General features: G+C 60.0%; 14 protein-coding genes. 6 read left to right on the top strand and 8 right to left on the bottom strand.

Annotated elements, in window-relative coordinates:
* Window positions 1–184 precede the first annotated feature (184 nt).
* Window positions 185–1084, top strand: coding sequence for a LysR substrate-binding domain-containing protein (locus JWR14_RS11280; RefSeq protein WP_299705972.1), 900 nt, complete (start codon window positions 185–187; stop codon window positions 1082–1084).
* Between the two features lie 66 nt (window positions 1085–1150).
* Here JWR14_RS11280 and JWR14_RS11275 read toward each other — a convergent pair whose 3' ends face one another.
* From JWR14_RS11275 to JWR14_RS11255, 5 genes are all read right to left on the bottom strand, one after another.
* Window positions 1151–2269, bottom strand: coding sequence for a VOC family protein (locus JWR14_RS11275; RefSeq protein ID WP_299705969.1), 1119 nt, complete (start codon window positions 2267–2269; stop codon window positions 1151–1153).
* A 184-nt stretch (window positions 2270–2453) separates the two neighbouring features.
* Window positions 2454–4340, bottom strand: a complete 1887-nt coding sequence (locus tag JWR14_RS11270) for a sugar phosphate isomerase/epimerase and 4-hydroxyphenylpyruvate domain-containing protein (RefSeq protein ID WP_299705966.1) — start codon at window positions 4338–4340, stop codon at window positions 2454–2456.
* A gap of 86 nt (window positions 4341–4426) precedes the next feature.
* A complete protein-coding gene (locus JWR14_RS11265; RefSeq protein ID WP_299705963.1) occupies window positions 4427–5257 on the bottom strand; it encodes a 3-keto-5-aminohexanoate cleavage protein in 831 nt (276 codons plus the stop codon).
* A 60-nt stretch (window positions 5258–5317) separates the two neighbouring features.
* Window positions 5318–6625 (bottom strand): shikimate transporter, encoded by a 1308-nt coding sequence (gene shiA, locus JWR14_RS11260; RefSeq protein WP_299705960.1) that lies wholly within the window; start codon window positions 6623–6625, stop codon window positions 5318–5320.
* A 180-nt stretch (window positions 6626–6805) separates the two neighbouring features.
* Entirely contained in the window at window positions 6806–7714 is a 909-nt protein-coding gene (locus tag JWR14_RS11255; RefSeq protein ID WP_299705957.1) for a shikimate dehydrogenase, read from the bottom strand.
* Between the two features lie 137 nt (window positions 7715–7851).
* Between JWR14_RS11255 and JWR14_RS11250 the strand changes: the two genes are divergently transcribed.
* The gene (locus JWR14_RS11250) at window positions 7852–8625 is read left to right on the top strand and encodes an IclR family transcriptional regulator C-terminal domain-containing protein (protein ID WP_299705954.1); all 774 of its coding nucleotides are present in this window, start codon (window positions 7852–7854) and stop codon (window positions 8623–8625) included.
* 34 nt (window positions 8626–8659) lie between these two features.
* Here the strand turns inward: JWR14_RS11250 and JWR14_RS11245 are convergent, their stop codons facing one another.
* Together JWR14_RS11245 and JWR14_RS11240 are read right to left on the bottom strand one after the other, a co-directional pair.
* Window positions 8660–10105, bottom strand: coding sequence for an MFS transporter (locus tag JWR14_RS11245; protein WP_299705951.1), 1446 nt, complete (start codon window positions 10103–10105; stop codon window positions 8660–8662).
* Window positions 10106–10236: 131 nt separating this feature from the next.
* A complete protein-coding gene (locus tag JWR14_RS11240; protein ID WP_299705948.1) occupies window positions 10237–10863 on the bottom strand; it encodes a TetR/AcrR family transcriptional regulator in 627 nt (208 codons plus the stop codon).
* Window positions 10864–11044: 181 nt separating this feature from the next.
* On the opposite strand from JWR14_RS11240, the gene JWR14_RS11235 reads away from it, so the two are divergent.
* From JWR14_RS11235 to JWR14_RS11220, 4 genes are all read left to right on the top strand, one after another.
* A complete protein-coding gene (locus JWR14_RS11235; protein WP_299705945.1) occupies window positions 11045–11959 on the top strand; it encodes a LysR family transcriptional regulator in 915 nt (304 codons plus the stop codon).
* Between the two features lie 520 nt (window positions 11960–12479).
* Window positions 12480–13808: an MFS transporter gene (locus JWR14_RS11230; protein ID WP_299705942.1), complete on the top strand. Its 1329-nt coding sequence runs from the start codon at window positions 12480–12482 to the stop codon at window positions 13806–13808.
* A 32-nt stretch (window positions 13809–13840) separates the two neighbouring features.
* On the top strand, window positions 13841–14875 hold the full coding sequence (locus JWR14_RS11225; protein WP_299705939.1) for an amidohydrolase family protein: 1035 nt from the start codon (window positions 13841–13843) through the stop codon (window positions 14873–14875).
* 11 nt (window positions 14876–14886) lie between these two features.
* Entirely contained in the window at window positions 14887–15558 is a 672-nt protein-coding gene (locus JWR14_RS11220) for an RraA family protein (protein ID WP_299705936.1), read from the top strand.
* A gap of 12 nt (window positions 15559–15570) precedes the next feature.
* Here the strand turns inward: JWR14_RS11220 and JWR14_RS11215 are convergent.
* On the bottom strand, window positions 15571–16603 hold a 1033-nt coding region (locus JWR14_RS11215; RefSeq protein WP_299705933.1), incomplete at its 5' end, for an alpha/beta fold hydrolase.

Here is a 16603-nt window from a genome sequence, read left to right as displayed (position 1 = left end):
ACGGCCCGCGTGACGTCTTCCTGACGGGTGATGATCATCGCTTGTCTCCACTGTGCGCGATGCATGTTGAGCGCATCGCGCTTGCTGTTTCGCGAATCATGCGCGATCAGGAGGAATATCGTCCAATACCATTTTTTCGAATTCCGATACCATTCCGGTATTGAGTTTGAACGTGGGAGCGGCAATGGATTTGAAGCAGATGAGGCAGTTTCTGGCACTCGCCGAGGAGTTGAATTTCGGACGCGCCGCCGAACGCCTGCACATGGCGCAGCCACCGCTTACGCGCAGCATCCGCGCGTTGGAGGAGGAACTGGGCGCGCCATTATTCGTGCGCACACCGAAGGGGGCGGAGCTGACGCAAGCGGGTCAGGCGTTGCTTGACGAGGTGCCGAACGTTCTTGCGCTGGCTCGCCGTGCGGAGGAGCAGGCCCAGCTCGCGGGTCGGGGATATGTCGGCCGGCTGGATGTCGGCATTTTCAGTTCGGGCATTTTGAACGTGATTCCGCGTCTGCTTGCGCAGTTTCATACCGATCGGCCCGATGTAAAGATTGGCTTGCACAACATGTCGAAGGCCGATCAGATCGCGGCCTTGCGCGAGCGCCGTATCACGATCGGGTTTAACCGGCTGGTACCCGATGAAGCGGATATAGCAGTGGAATGGGTTCAACGTGAGCCGTTCCTGGTCGCGCTTTATGAAGGTCATCCGCTATGCGTGAAGAAGTCAATCACGCTTCGCGACCTGGACAATGAACGGATGATTCTTTATCCGAACGCGCCGGTGCATGGACTTGCACAGGAAGTCACCGCGGCGTTCCGGGCAGAAGGCGTGCGGTTACGGGTGGAGCAGGAAGTCGAGGACGTGGTGACGTGTATTGCGCTGGTCGCGAGCCGCTTTGGTGTCTGCGTCACGACTGAATCCGCGGCGAACCTACGCTTGCCGGGAGTGGTTTATCGACCGCTCAGGTCCAGGCAGCTTCGCAATATCGAACTGAGCTGTTTGTATCGGCGGGGAGATAACTCGCCGATCTTGCATGCGGTGCTTGAGTTGATAAGGACGTCGAGGGGCAAGTTTCGGTCGCAATAGGACCGGGGTTTGTCGCTCGCGCTTCCAAGTGGTTATGAGGGGTCATGCCGCCAGCGGGAGCAATACTCAAGCCTCCCGCGCCTTGCCAAGAGCAATCAAATTCCCTTCCCCGAACCCGTGATCGCCACGCCTCTCAACGATTTCGAAAAACATATCGCCGCGATCGCGTTGAATAAAGGTCTGCAGGAAGAGCCGCGCGGTCCCGTCTGCGGCAATCGTCCCATCCACCAGGATGCCCCTCGAACGAAGCGCTTCAACGTCCAGTCCATGCCCGGGTAAACGTTCATCGAGTTGCTCGTAATACCGTGCCGGCGGCTGCACGAAACGAATGCCTCGCGACCGCAGGGTATCTACAGATGAAAAAATATTCTTCGCGACCAGCGCTATATGCTGGACCCCCTCACCCGTGTGATCGGGCAGATAGTCCTGCATCAGGCTCGTGCGGTACGTCCCTTCCTCATAAACAGGAATGCTCAACGTCTGGCAAGGCGACACGATCACCGGCAGATCCTGCGCCACCTTCCAGTCCGGATGCACTGCATGGATCTCCTTGAAATGAAGGACCTGCAGATAAAACTCGAGCCAGTCCGCCAGCCGCCCCGCACCCACCGTCTGCGTGAAATGGTCGACCTTGCTCAAACCCGCATCGTTGGAATGGAGCGCCGCACGCGTTTCCTGCGGGTCGAGCCAGGCGAAATCAATATCGTAAATTGACCGTGCCTTGTCGCTTGGCTCTTTCCGGCCTTCCCAATGGTCCACAAAGTAAATATGTGAATCTCCAATGCCCTGGATCGCGGGTATCAACAATTCGTTCGGCCCGATACGCTCGCCCTCGAAATCCCACGCCCCGAATTCGACGGCACGCTCGTGCGAAGTCTCAGCATCGAACACTCTTAGCCCGATCGCGCAGATGCCCACCCCATGATTTACCGCGAACCGCGCCGCAAACGAATCGTCGTCGGCGTTGATAAGGAAATTCATGCTGCCCTGACGAAACAGGGTGACGTCCTTGCTGACATGGCGCGCCACTTGCGTAAAGCCAAGCTGCTCGAAAAGCGTCCGCAACCGCGCCGGGTCCGGGCTCGAAAATTCCACGAATTCAAGCCCGGCGACGCCCAGCGGATTGTCGCTGTCCTGCAGGGATTGCGCCGAGGCAGCGCCAGGCAGGGAAGCATCGTTGGTCATCGAAATCACCTCTGAGAAAGTCCGGTCCGTCTCTGTCTGTGCACCCTTGCGTCAGTCTTCACAGCCCGCTTGGCGGGCCATCTGCGCTGACGCCGAGACAGATTATCGTCTCTGGTATCAAAGCGTCAAACTGTCCAGCACTTTTCTCATGCCAGCAGACCGCCGGCTCGGTCACGTCGCCCCATCACTGCTCTTGATGGCGTCGCTGGGCATGGGCCGCGAGACGAACCGGCGCGTTCACCGCACCATAACCGTCGTAGCCGCCCTTGCGTTGCACGACCTCCAGGAAAAACCGCTCCGCGAATTGCTCCGTATAAACCTGGAAAAACTCGCCGCCCGCGTTGTCGCGGTCATACAGGATGCCGCCTTCACGCATGTGTGCGATCTGGGCCAGCTCGAAATCGTAGCGCGCCTCGAGATCGTCGTAATAGTTGCGCGGAATATGCAGGAGCGGCACACCCCGCTCGCGCAGTTCCGCGACGGCCGCGAAAATGTCGCCGGTCGCAAATGCAACGTGATTCAGCCCGGAACCGCGATAGGTCGATAGCGACTCCACAACGGCCGTATGCCGGTCCGCCGACGCGTTGAGCACGATCCGCACGGAACCGTCCCGGCTGCGCACTGCGCGGCTTCTCACGAGCCCGTAGGGGTCCGGTAACAGGACCGACGGCTCGGCATCGAAACCAAACGTTGCCTTGAAGAAAAGCACCCACGTATCTAAAGTATCGGCGGGCAGGTTCAGGCACACGTGGTCAATACAGCGAAGGGTATCGGCTCGGTCCTGCTTGCCGGTATCGGTCAGGTTGAAGTCGGTTTCGTAGAGCGTGGGCTCGCCCGGCGCCTCGTCGACGAAATACTGCAAGCTGTTGTCGGGTGCCTGCACGCCCGGCACCACGCGCTCGTTGGGACCCACCTTGCCCGAAAAAGGCGCATAGCCAAAAGCGGCCGCGCGCTCGAAGGCTTGGGCGGCGTTATCAACACGATACGCCGACGCGCACACCGACAAGCCATGTGCCTGGTGAAACGCGCTCGCGAAGGAATCTGTTTCACCGTTCAGCAGAATGCACGCGTCGCCCTGGGCGTACAGCGTGACATCCTTTGAACGATGCCGGCCAGCCGCACGAAATCCCAAACGCTCGAGCCATTGGGCAAGCGTTGAACCACTGGCTGGATCGACAGCGAATTCGAGGAACTGAAAACCAGTGTGCGCGGGCGCAGCGGGCGGATGGAACAATGTCTCATCAGACGTAGCCCTCAAAGCGCCGGCGCATTGCTCTTCCAAAAATAGCAACGACCGATAACCATCGACCGCCGTCGCTGCGTTCGGCGCCGCGCGGAAGCCGTCGTTGAAAATCTCCAATGACAGCGGCCCAGCGTATCCCGATGCCAGCACCTGACGCGTGAAACCAGCTACGTCGAGATCGCCTTGCCCCGGGAAACAACGGTAATGCCGGCTCCATTCGAGCACACTCATTGCCATCTTCGGCGCGTCCGCGATCTGCACGAACGCGATCCGGTCTGCTGGAATGCGAGCGATCTCATCGACAGAATCGCCGATGGAAAGCGTATGAAAGCTGTCAAGAATCAAACCGAGGTTCGGATGATCGAGCGTGTCGACTAGCTGCCACGCATGTTTGTACGAGTTGACGTGCCGCCCCCAGGCGAGCGCCTCGTAGCCCGCCATCACGCCTTCCGAGCGCGCGAGGTCGGCGAACTGACCGAGCTGATCGACGATCAGTGCATCACCACCCATCGAATCCGCCGATGCATTGCTGCACACCAGCACGCGATCCGTGCCGAGTTCATGCATCAGTTCGAACTTGCGCCGCGCGCGTTCAAGGTTGCGGACCAGTCGCGCAGGCGATACCCCCTCGAAGTCGCGGAAGGGCTGGAACAGCATGATCTGCAAGCCGAGGTCCGCACAGATGCGCCTGACATCGGCGGGTGAGCCATCGAAATACAGTAAGTCGTTTTCGAAAATTTCCACGCCGTCGAACCCGGCGCGGCTGATGGCCTTGAGCTTCTCGACCAGCGTACCGCTGATTGAGACGGTGGCAATTGAACGTAGCATCGTAAGTTCTCTTTCAACAGGCAGGCCACCGCTAACATGCGAGGCACCGCCGTATTCCTGTCGCTATATCGGTTGCCGGCGAGAGACTAAAGCGCCGGTAAATGCAGCATTTCCCGCGCCTGTGCCGCAGTTGCAACCGGACGACCATACTCACCGCACAGCGCAGCCACGCGGCTCACCAGTTGCGCGTTGCTCGTGGCAAGCGTGTCCTTGTCCCAGCGAATGTTGTCTTCAAGACCGGTACGGCAATGACCGCCCAGTTCAAGCGTCCAGTGGTTCACTTCAAGCTGATGCCGGCCGATGCCCGCGGCAGTCCAGGTTGCATCGGGTAGCTCAGCATGCAGCCGCTCGACTTCAAACGCGAGGATTTCGCGCTTGGCGGGTAATGCGTTCTTCACACCCATCACGAACTGGACATGAACCGGAGACGCCAGCAGCCCCTGCGCGACCAGATCGACGGTGCTGTAGAGCATGGCGAGATCGAAGATTTCTATCTCGGGTTTGACGCCGTGATCGAGCATCGATTTCGCAAGCGAGCGTACGAAGTCCGGCGGGTTCTCGTAGACCGTGGTCGGAAAGTTGACCGATCCCGTAGCGAGCGAAGCCATGTCCGGCGCCAAGTCGAGCATTGCGCCGCGCTGCTCGAAAGAGCGCCCGCGCCCACCCGTCGAGAACTGGATGATGATGTCCGGGCAATGTTGCCGGATGCCGTCCTGAAGCGCTTCGAAACGCGAGCGGTCCGAGCTCGAATTCTCCTGCTCGTCGCGCACATGCAGATGCACAAGCGATGCGCCCGCTTCGTACGCCGCGTGAGTGCTCTCGACCTGCTCGCTGATCGAAATAGGCACCGCCGGATTATCCTTCTTGCGCGGCACGGAGCCCGTGATTGCAACCGAGATGATGCAGGGATCAGTCATGATTTTCTTTCCATTGAATAAGGGGATGCGCGTCCATACGGAGAACCCGGCGCCTTGTGCTCACGTCCGCTTCATGCCGCCGGCAACCAGCACGGAAATCAGGCAGCCAATAGCCAGGTAAGCTGCTACCGGATGCCACGAACCACCCGCGAAGCTCACCAGCGCCACGGCGATGAACGGCGTGAAACCGCCGCCGACCACGCTCGCCACCTGATAACCCACGCCCGCGCCGCTGTATCGATACTCGGTGCCGAACAGTTCGGTGAACATCGGCTGCTGGACGCTCACCACCATGTCGTGCGCGATGTTCGCCAGCATCACCGAGAAGATCACGATCCAGACGGTCGAGCGGGCGTCGAGTGCGAGGAAGAACGGAATGGCGCTAAGCATGCCGACCACGGCGCCGATCATGTAGATACGACGGCGTCCAAAACGGTCGGCGAGAATCGCGAAACACGGAATGGTCAGGATGCTGAGCGCCCCTACAAGCAAGCCGATGTTCAGGAAGAACTGGCGCGGCATGCCGAGATTGGTCGTTGAATAGCTGAGTGCAAATGCGGTGACGATGTACATCGTGAAGAGCTCGGCGAGGCGCAGCGCGATGATCAGCAAGAATGCTTTCGGATGCTGGCGCAACGCTTCAAAGATCGGCAGGCGCCCGGTGCGCTGGCCCTTCTCTATCACCTTCTTTACGAACTCTTGCGACTCCTCCATGCTCGACCGTACCCACAGGCCGATAAGGACCAGCACGACGCTGAACACGAACGGGATGCGCCAGCCCCAGGTCTTGAAGGTGGCGTCGTCCATGGTCTGGCTGAGGATCGAGACAATGCCGGTTGCGAGCACCAGTCCCACGCCGTAACCGACCTGCACGCCGCTGCTGTAGAACGCCTTCTTTTTGCCCGGCGCGCTTTCCACTGCCATCAGCGCCGCACCGCCCCACTCGCCGCCGACCGCGAAGCCCTGGATGGCGCGCAAGGCAATGAGCAGGACCGGCGCCCACCACCCGATGGTCGCGAACGTGGGCAGCAAGCCAATCATCGCGGTTGAGAGACCCATCATCATCACGGTCAGCACAAGCATGCGCTTGCGGCCCAGCCGGTCGCCATAGTGGCCGAACACAAAGCCACCCAGCGGGCGAAACAAAAAGCCTACGCCGAAGGTCCCGAACGCTGCGAGGGTACCCATTGCAGGGCTGACTTTCGGGAAAAACTCGGTGTTGAAAACGATCGCGGCAATGATGCCGTAGAGCAGGAAGTCATACCAGTCGACCACTGCACCGACAAAACTGCCAAGCGCCGCCTTGCGTGCCCGGCTCTTATCCCGGTCGACGGTTGCAACGTCTGAAGGCTGGATAGCGATAGTCATTACGTTGTCTCTATGTGTATTGATATTGGGTTGCAGGACGTGTCCGGCAGGCAAAAGCTCGTGGTGCGTTGCGGTGAATGGAGCATAGGGCGCGGGCGTCGCCCGATCAATGCTTGCCGCGAAAATGAAAACGATTATCGAACGTCAATGTGCGATTAGCGATCGTTTTCGGGGTTAGCACTAGGCCGGGATGTCGCTGGCTTGCGGGTGTACCGCGGGGCCTGAGCGGCGACGCAGCGCGTCCGGGGTGATCAGGTCGAGCAGATATCCATCGTCCGAACGCACGGACCTGGCGAGCTCCGGATAACCGAAAAACTCGAGATAAAGCGGCGTTTGCTGAATCAGCATATCGAAGCCGGGTTCTGCAATCAGCCCCCGTGAGCGAGCCGCTCGCAACAACGGCGTGGGCTGGTTTTTCATCAGGATGTCGCATACGGCCGCGTCTGCTCGAATCGCGTCGACATCCACGGGAAGGGGATCGCTATCCTTCAAACCGAGTGGGGACGCATTGATGACCACGTCGTAATCGCGCGGATCATTAGTCGGCACATCGCTAGCCTCGATGTAGAAATCGCGCCTCAGCACGGCGGCTAGATGCTGCGCTTTACCGTGGTCAGGGTCGAAGAGCGCGAGCTCGGCCACACCGGCTGCTGCGAGCGCAGTCGCCACCGCCGATGCCGCACCGCCAGCGCCCAGCATGAGGACCCGGCGGCCCGCGTAAGCCAGTCCTGCGCGGTCCATCAAGCGGAGAAAACCCACGCCATCGAACAGGTCCCCTTCGAGTTCGCCATCCGGATTGCGCCGGACCGCATTGACCGCATTCGCGGCCAGCGCAGCGCGCGAACAGCGGTCCACCGTCGCCGCCGCTGCCACTTTGTGCGGAATGGAGAGCGACACGCCACCGACTGTGGGTGAGGCAAGCAGGCAACGCAACGTAGCCGCAAGATGGCCAGCGGTGACGCGCAGCGGCACCATCACGGCGTCGACTTCATGCCTCGAAAACACCGCGTTAAAGACCTCCGGCGCACGCACCTGATCCACTGGGTCGGCGATGCAATAAAAAATCCGGGTCGTGCCAGTGATTCTCATGATGGGCCCCTTCGTTCCATAAGCGAGTGGAACAAAGGATAAGGATTGCTCTTGCCAACACGAAGCAATGTTTCCGGAATCTGCGCGATAATCGCTCACACGTCACCACTGATCGCACGGAACGAGGGTTAATGCTTATGACCAAGCGACCGCCATTAGACAAGCGCGACTGGATCGCCGGACTTGAGAAAGGCCTGGCGGTGCTCGAGGCATTCGACAGCGAGCACGCCCGCATGACCCCCACGCAAGCAGGTGCTCGTACGGGCATGACCCGGACCGCGGCGCGCCGGCATTTGCTGACGCTGGAGAGTCTTGGTTATGTTGAAAGCGATGGCAAATTGTTTGGACTAACACCGCGCGTACTACGCGTTGGCTGGTCGTATTTCGATTCCGCACGCTTGCCGAAACTGGTGCAGCCGTATCTGCAACAACTGAGTGCGACACTCAACGAGTCGGTTTATATCAGTGTGCTCGATGAATGGGAGCTGGTCTTCATTGCACGCAACGGGACCTCGCGAGTCATGACCACGGGGTTCGTCCTGGGTGCCCGGGTCCCTGCGCCACTGACTTCTCCGGGAGTCGTGCTCCTCGCGTACAAGCCCGACGAGGAAGCCGTTCATGAGTGGTTGAACACGACCGTGCTGACGCCGTTTACGCCTCATACGCTGACGAACACGGCGCGTCTTGCGGAGAAAATCCGGCAAGCCCGGGCTGATGGATTTGCCGTCATCGAACAACAATTGCAGGTGGGCGTGCGAGGTATTGCGGTGCCCATGAAGGACCGGCATGGTGAGGTTGTCGCCGCGCTCAGCACGAACATGCCGATGGGCAGGGAGACCACGGAGGCGGCAATTAATCGGGTAGTGCACCACTTGCAGGAGACCGCATTGGCGATGCTGAATGTTCTTTAGTGGCGCGGCTTTTTGCGGCCAGAGCTCTTCACTCTCAAGCGGGTTTCGCTCGCGTCTTCGCCAGTACCATCGAAAGCCCGACACAGCCGACAAACAGCGCCGACACAATCGCAATGCTCACCTGATAAGCGTGCGCATAGTCCACAGCCGATGTCCCCGCGGACAACACCGAAAAGAAAGCCCCGCTGATAGCAGTCGCGCCGAATGCCGACCCGATCTGCAACATGGACGTGACCACACTCGATGCAAGCCCCGCCTGCGCCGGGCCAACTTCCCCGATCACGATCCGCACCACCGACGGCAGCACAATGCCATGCCCCATCCCGGCAAGCAGTAGCCCGGCATAAAACAGCGGCCCCGGTTCAACCCCGAGAAACAGCGCGCCCCCGGACGTCGAAAATCCGACAGCGAGCAATGCAAAGCCAATGACAAGGATACGGTTGCCAACTCGTCGCACGAGCAGCGGTGACAACAAGGGCCCAAGAATAGAGCCGGCGCCGAATGGAAAAATGGCGATGCCCGCGGCAAGCGGCGAAAAACGCAAACCATTCTGCAGATAGATACCGTAAGTCAGGAAAAAAACGCTGTCACAATAGAAGCAAAAGGCCAGTATCAATCCGATTGAAAAAACAGGATTCCTGAAGAGTTCAAGGTCAACAAGCGGGTCTCCGCCTTTCAGTTTCAACCGATATTCCAGCAACAGGAACACCGCTAGCACCGGCACGCTCGCCACTAATGCAATGAGCGTCCACGCCGGCCATCCTGCCTCGCGGCCCTGCGTCAATGGGTAAATGACCAGGCCCATGAACACGGACAAAAGCACTAGTCCCATTGCATCGATACCCGCGCTTCGTGCCGGACGATTTTCCGGCACGAAGCGCCATGCGCCGATTAAAGCCAGCAATCCGACCGGCAGGTTGATCAGGAAGATTGATTGCCAGCCCAGACCGAACGGACGCAGCGTGATCAGCGCCCCGCCGCCTATCTGCCCGACGACAGACGCAAAGCCATAGATGAATCCGTACAGGCTCATGACTTTCGTCTGCTGTTCCTTGGGGAACACCGTCCGGATTGTGGCAAGGATCTGCGGCACCATCACCGACGCCGACGCTCCCTGAAGCATTCGCCCAATCACCAGCACCCTGCCATCCGGCGCCCCCGCGCATAACGCCGAGGACACCACGAAACCCGCCATGCCGAGCATGAATATCCGCTTGCGTCCGAACATGTCGCCCAGCCGTCCGCCCGTCACCAGAAAGACAGCGAACGCAGCCGAATACACGGACACGATCAGTTGCAGCTCCGCCGAACTCGCGTGCAACCCTGAGCGAATGGCCGGCAGTGCAAGATTCACGATGAAGTAATCGAGCGGTGACAGGAACGCGCCCGTGAGCAGCACGAGCAAAGCCAACGCGCCGGTCCGGGTCGATGCCGAGTGCATGCCGATAGATGGGTCTTGCAAAATTTGATCTGATTTCATGACTATATAGTCAATAAATAGTGGGAAAAATGGGCAGCAATCGCCTGCACCAAAGGCGCAGTCCGTTGGCGCAATCCATGAAACGAGATCCGGAATTTATGACTTTATAGTCAATAAATCGGCAAAAAAAATCAGCTCAACGCACGCATGGCGACATCGACGGCCGCAGTCAACCGTTCCTCGTCATGCACGACCTTGCCGAGAACCCTCAGGCCCTGTGTCATGCACAGCAGAAAGTCACCCACGGCTTTTTCATTCAGCCCCGGATTGAAGACCCCTGCCGCTTGTCCGCGAATAACGGCCGCCGCGAGCAAGGTTGATATCCGCCGCATGATCGACTCTATCCGCAACGCCACGTCCGGATCGCCGGGGATCATCTCTAGTGCAGTATTCGTAATGAAACATCCGGGTATGCCGGTCAAAGCCGACACCACCCGCGCATGGTGAAGCAACGCTTCACGCAATGCGTCGTGAGGTGGAAGGCCCGAATTCAGCCGCTCGGACAATCTGGCTACCGCGCCTTCAGCGTAGTAATCCAGCGCGGCCAGCAACATGCCTCGCTTGTCGCCAAAAGCGCCGTAAAGACTACCGCGTAGAAGACCCGTTGCCTCGGTGAGATCGTCCAGCGAGGTCGAGTGATAACCGCGCGCCCAGAACACGCGACCGGCTGCCTCGGACACTAAAGCCACGTCGAACTCGCGCGGTCTGCCGCGCTGCATGGCCGAAGCCGTCTTTTTCGGACTGGAATAAGAACTCATGGGCTGAGTTTATGACTGTGTAGTCAATAAATCAAGCGCCTGTTTCGTGGGCTGTTCAGTGCTGTTGGCATGGAGACGGATAGAACCGCGTGGTTTTGATAACCTCTGCCGGGTCCTGACGCCTGATACTGCTTCGTCACGCACGGCCTTCGCCACCACCTGCTCGTTCAATCACACAACAATGAACCTCCGACACCTGCAAGCCTTTGTCGTCCTCGCGGAAGAACTCAACTTCAGTCGCGCGGCGGAGCGGCTGCACGTCGCGCAGCCGGCGCTAAGCCAGCAGATCCGCGCACTCGAAGCACGCATGGGCACGCAGTTGGTGGACCGCGGCAGCCGGCCGCTAAGACTCACGGAGGCGGGCAGCTATCTGTGTATTGAGGCGCGCCAGATCCTCGCTTCCTTCGATCAGGCCGCGCTTGGCACTCGAGAAATCGGTCTGGGCATGCGTGGCTGGCTAGGTATCGGCTTCACCCGATCGGCGATGTACAGCGTATTGCCACCTGCACTGAAGTCGTTTCATCGGGAATACCCCAAGGTCGAGCTGAAGCTCTTCGAAATGCTCACTGAAGAGCAAGCTGATGCACTGCATGAGACGCGCATTCATATCGGCATCGGCCGGCAGGTTCCCCCCATAGCGGGATGCACCACGTTGCCGCTGCTGCGCGAACGCGTGATGGTGGTACTTCCGCCGGACCACCCGCTTGCGGGCGAGAAGAAAGTACGGATCACGCAGCTTGCCGACACGCCTCTCGTGCTTTACCCAAAGCACTCGAATGCACAGTTCTCGCATTTTGTTGAATCGCTTTATCGCAATGCCGGTATTACGCCGCATATCGCGCATCGGGCTTACGAGATCCAGACAGCCATTGCGCTGGTTGCAGCGGGGTTGGGCGTGACGTTCGTGGGTGAATCGGTCGCGCGGCATGGACGCTCCGACGTGGTGTACCGGCGCCTGAGTGGTCCGCTGGCGTCGCAGACCACGACGCTGGCGGCAAGCTTTCGCAGCGACGACATCTCGCCTCATCTGCGCGCTTTTCTTACCTGTTTGTCGCCTACGGGGAAAGACTTTCCGCAAGATGCGCCGGAACTATAAGAAAATTATTATAAAAGGATAAAAACACGGTCTTGGACGTACGGCACGGCGCTTCGTACCATGACTCATCGAATCATGGGTTGCAGGAGGCGCCTACGCTACCGCTCACCTATGTTCATGGCATGGGCGATCGCTATGAAATCAACCGTGGGTACCCGCATCGCGCGAGATCACCGGACGTCGGAATAATGGTTTTCGGATAACGTCTACCACCGATTTTCAGTTGGCCTTCGGGCATCGCTTCCTTGCCCCTTGCTTACAGTTTCCTGTCACCATTCGATCGGCATTGGCCGATGCCGTTAGCAATGCTCAACAACCCGTCGGATAGCGCACAGGCTTTTCAAGCGCCCTTCGGACGGTGTACCGGCTGCATCGGCTGCGGCCTGAGACCGATTGAAGGCTGGCGGAACGCGTAAACGCCGGCCGCTGATCGGGCTTCTGAATTATCGTGGCGCCCCCGTAGTCACACCAAACCACAACGACGTCCGACCCTACGGGCGCTCTACAGCAGGAGACATTGATGATCGATCCGATCGAAAGCACCACCATGCGCCGAGTTTACAGCCGCCTCATGCCGTTGCTCTTCGCCATGATGTTCTTCAACTATCTCGACCGGATAAACATTGGCTTTGCCGCGCTCGACATGAACAAGCAGCTCGGCTTCAGCCCAGCCGTGTTCGGCTTCGCCGGCAGCATTTTCTTTTTCGGCTACATGCTCCTTGAAGTGCCCAGCAATCTGCTGCTGCATCGCGTTGGCGCGCGGCGCTGGATTGCCCGCATCCTGCTGACGTGGGGAGCGGTTGCCGCCGCGACCGCCTTTGTGTTCAACGAGTACAGCTTCTATGTGTTGCGCTTCCTGCTGGGCGTGATGGAGGCCGGGTTTCTTCCGGGCGTGGCGGTGTACCTGACGAAGTGGTTCCCGCAGCGTTATCGCGCGCGTGCGGTGGGGGGTTACATCATCGCGGGCTCGTTTTCCGCCGTGCTCGGGGGCCCGATCTCAACGGCGCTGATGACCTACGCGAATGGACCGCTGGGCCTGCAGGGATGGCAATGGATGTTCATCATGGAAGGCGTCCCGGCCATGCTCCTTGGCCTCCTGACGCTGCGCTTGATGACCGAGCGCCCCGCCGACGCCGAGTGGCTGACCGACGCGCAAAAGCAGTGGCTCGAGTCCACGCTGGCGAAAGAACGCGAGGCCCTGGGCGCCGACAAACATTTTCCGATGCTGCGCGTAGCCAGCGACATCCGGGTATGGAGCCTTGCTTGTTTATTCGGCTGCGCCCTCGTGGGTGTGTACGGCCTGTTCCTGTGGTTGCCGCAGATCGTCAAGAGCCTCGGCAACCTGAGCAACCTGGAGGTGGGTTTCCTGTCCGCCGCCCCGCCGCTTCTCGGTGTTCTCGGAACGCTGGTGATCAGTCGCAGTTCCGACCGGACAGGCGACCGGAAGAAGCATCTCGCGTTCGTGTACGGAATGAGCGCGCTCGCTATTGCGGGCAGCGCCTATGCGCCGAATCCGGTGATCGCCTATGTGCTCCTGTGCGTAACCGGGCTGTTCATCTATGCCGGCAACCCGCTGTTCTGGAGCCTCGCGTCTTCGTTCAGGACCGGCGCTGCCGGCGCCGCGACCATCGCGCTCATCAATACCGTCGCCCAGTTTGGCGGACTCGTCGGCCCCTGGAGCATCGGGCTCGTACGCGCCGCCACGGGCAACTTCAAGTTCGCGCTCCTGACGATCGCGGCTTTCCTGGTGGTAGCAACCATCATCGCGCTGGTCATGCGGGTCACGCCTTCGGAAGACGAGATCGACGCACTGCCGGCCGGCGACTCCCGTGCCGGCCACCTTCACTGAACCCTCACTGAACCTTGATCTGGAAACTCGCAATGATCATCGACTGTCACGGTCACTACACGACCTCCCCGCGCGAGCATGAAGCCTGGCGCGCCGCCCAGATAGCCGCGCTCAAAGACGGTACATCTCCCCCGCCACGTCCCGTCATCACAGATGATCAGATTCGCGACAGCATTGAATCAGGGCAATTGCGCATCCAGCGAGAGCGCGGCACGGATCTCACGATCTTTTCGCCACGGGCGGCAGGGATGGGTCATCACCTGGCCGGCGCCGATGCCAACGCGCACTGGTCGCAGGAAAGCAATGACCTGATTCATCGCGTCTGCCAGATGTTTCCGCGCAACTTCGTGGGTGTCTGCCAGTTGCCGCAAGCGCCTGGCGTGTCACCCGAGAACTGTATTCCCGAGTTGCGACGCTGTGTCGAGCAGCTTGGTTTCATAGGCTGCAATCTCAACCCGGACCCATCAGGCGGTTACTGGACCGGGCCGCCGCTGACGGACCGCTCGTGGTATCCGCTCTACGAAACGATGGTCGAGCTTGACGTGCCGGCCATGATCCACGTGTCGTCGTCCTGCAATCCCAACTTTCATGCGACCGGCGCGCATTACATCAACGGCGATACCTCGGCGTTCATGCAATTGCTCACGGCGGACTTGTTCGCCGACTTCCCCGAACTGCGGTTCATCATTCCCCACGGCGGGGGCGCAGTGCCATACCACTGGGGGCGTTATCGTGGACTCGCTCAGGACATGAAGCGGCCGCTGCTCAAGGATTATTTGCTCAAGAACGTGTTCTTCGATACCTGCGTGTACCACCAGCCCGGCACCGAGCTGCTGGCGAAAGTGATCCCGGTCGAGAACATCCTGTTTGCATCGGAGACGATCGGTGCGGTCCAGGGCATCGATCCCGAGACGGGTCACTACTACGACGATACACGCCGGTATATCGATGCGATCCCCTGGCTCACGCCGGCCGATCGCCAGCGTATCTACGAAGACAACGCGCGTGCCGTGTATGGGCGGTTATCGAACCAAATCAACAACCAGCTTAATCATCAGCTTTCCTAAAGGAGATGAACGTGACGAATTCACCCGGATGGCGCCGTCATGCGTCAGCCACACAAGCCAGCCCCGATACATTGGAAGCACTGCGCGGCCTCGCCGTCTCGCTGCTCAGCGACAACATGGCGCGTCTCAGTGGCACGATCGGGCTCGTGCCGTATCACCGTCCCAAGCCCATGGCCGGGACAGCGGTGACCGTGCGCACCCGCCCCGGGGACAACCTCGCCATTCATCGCGCATTCGATTTTTGCCGGCCCGGCGACGTGCTGGTGATCGACGGCGGCGGTGATATTACGCAGGCGCTGATGGGCGAAATCATGGCGACCTACGCCGAGAGTCTTGGCGTGCAGGGGTTAGTCATCGACGGCGCAATCCGCGACGTGGGCGCCATTCGCGAGCACGACTTCCCGGTCTATGCGCGTGCCGCGACACATCGCGGCCCTTACAAGAATGGACCTGGCGAAGTCAATGTACCGGTCACCGTCGGCGGCATGGTAGTGCAGCCCGGTGACATTATTGTAGGCGATGAAGACGGTGTCCTCGCGATAGCGCCAACGGACGTGGCGGCCGTCATTGAAGGGGCGAAGCGGCAGGCGGACAAGGAAGCTGCGGCGTTACGCTCCATTGCCGAGGGCCGCTTTGATCGTGATTGGATCGGTCCGCAAGAGACGAAGATGATGGGTGGCTAGAGGCCCTTGGCTTCATTGCGCCGGCGGCTGCGGCGGCAGGGTCTGGAGAAACTCCGCGACATAGCTTTTCCAGACCTCGGGATGCTCAATCGTCTCGTTCCCGTAAGAACGCTCGCTCTCCGGCATTTCGACAAAACGCCCATGCGGCACGCGCGGAACAAGACGCTGCATGATGCCGAGATCGGTCGGATTCAGCAGGTCGTCGGAGAAATTGACGGCCAGGAGCGGCGCCTTGATTTCCCCAAGCGCCGCTTCGGGGTTGTAGTCCCACGACGACTCGAACCAGTACATCACGTCGTTGGCGTCATACTGGCGACCGCTGTAGACGGCGGCATCGTAGGACCATCGTGAGGTACCCGGTGTAGGCGATAACGCCTGCATGCGTGCGGGATTCTTCGTGATCAGCGTAAAGACCGGCATGGCGCGCAACCACTGGATCGGCTGGCGCAAATAGTTGCCGTCGTTCCAGTCAGGGTCCCGCCGGATAGCGTCGATGATCATTTGCCGCCAGAACCCGTTGCGTCCGGTGAGCGCCACCGGTTGGCTCGCGATCGGCATAAGACCGTCCATCATGTCCGGATAACGTTCGCCCCATAGCCACGTCTGCATGCCACCCATCGAGGTACCGAGCACCAGGCGCACATGGTCGATGCCGAGTCCTTGCGCGACGAGCAGGTACTGCGCCTGAACGACGTCGTTATAACCGTACTGAGGGAACTTCGCGCGCAGCCCGTCGCTGGGTTTGCTTGATCCGCCCCGTCCAAGCCCGTCCGGAATGATGATGAAATAACGGCTGGCATCGAGCGGCTGGCCGGGGCCGAACAGTTCGTGGCGCATGGCGGCCGTGAGGAACGCGCGGCCGGTGTCGGTTGTACCGTGCAGCAGCAAGACAACGTTGGTGAAGTGTCCGTTGCCATCGCAGTGGGGTACGCCGAGGGTGACGTAATGTAGCTTGACCTGAGGTAGCGAAGCGCCGTCTTCGAAGCGAAAGCCGGTAGCGATGAAGTCACCGGATTGCTCGTATAACGGCGCCTGTTGCGCGGCC

The sequence above is a fragment of the Caballeronia sp. genome, assembly GCF_028292365.1.
GTDB lineage: Bacteria > Pseudomonadota > Gammaproteobacteria > Burkholderiales > Burkholderiaceae > Caballeronia.
This window is presented reverse-complemented; position numbering and strand designations above follow the sequence as displayed.